1 pseudogene is annotated in these 1,075 nt (G+C 61.2%); it reads right to left on the bottom strand.

Going from position 1 to position 1,075, the window contains the following annotated elements:
• Positions 1-1,075, bottom strand: a pseudogene (locus ACODSJ_RS24705) (sugar-binding protein); the annotation flags it as partial.

Raw genomic sequence — 1,075 nt, 5'->3', positions numbered from 1 at the left:
TGGGTCTTGACGCGCTTGATGCAGTGTTCCTGTGTGGTTTTTTCTTCCGTCAGCAGGTGGAAGCGGTTGTAGCGGCGTTCGACCTGGCGCACCACCTGCCCGCCGACCATCAGGCTGGCGGTGCTGCCGTATTCATAGCTAGCGTCGAGTTTGTACAGCGGGTCCATCCCGTCTTCCCAACTGACGGTTTCACCGGCGCCGAGAAAGTTACGGCCGGTGTAGCTGAAGACCATGTCGATCATCGTTTCATCGGCGTTCGATTGACCGAAATCCGGGTAATTGCGATGGCGGGTGACCCGAGGCAGGTTGGCCCGCACGACGCCGCCCGGATAGGGATGGCCAGTGTCGGCGTAGTCGATGGTTTCACAACCACCCACCGGGGTCTTGACCTCGTGCAGGCACAAAATGTTGCGGATCGGTCCGTTGCCATAGCCAAAACGCCAGGAACCCCTGTCGGGGGTGGGCAATACAATTTCGGTGACCCAACCACTGGCGTTGAGCTTCATCTCATAACGCGCCAGCGCCTCGCCGCCTGGGCCTTCGGGGCGCACGAGAATTTCCACCCACTCATCGCCGGCGTGGCGGTTAATGCGCAGCAGCTCGCCCTGGGCGTCGCTGATGCTTTGCAGGCACTGCCCGCCCCGGAACGAGGTATAGGCCAGCGTGAGGCTATGACCGGCGGGCGACTTGAGGCTCACGGGCAAGGCGACCCGGGTAAGAACACCGCCGATCTGGAGTTCCTCGACCATTCCGGACTTGTGCACAACGCGATAGCGCTCGTTGCCCAGGTACTCGAAGTGGAAGCTGTCGAGTTTCTTTTCCTTGATGTCCGGCAGGGGGCCACTGCCGGTCACCTTGAAGGTCTCCCCGGTACTCAGGGCCAGGATGCTGTCACTGGGCGTGAATTGGCTCAGGTTCAAGTTCCAGCCGACCCCGAAGCCGGAGTCCAGGATGTTGATTGGGCTGAAGGTCAGGTTCAGCGGGAAAGCCGGGCCGTTGAGCCAATTGCTCTGGACTTCGGGCAGGTCGATGGAAACGGTGTATTGCCCGGTGCGGGGGTCGACGCCGCTTTGTA

Source organism: Pseudomonas sp. FG6 (genome assembly GCF_057809015.1).
The sequence above is the reverse complement of the archived record's forward strand: the minus strand, read 5'-3'. Positions and strand labels throughout refer to the sequence as shown.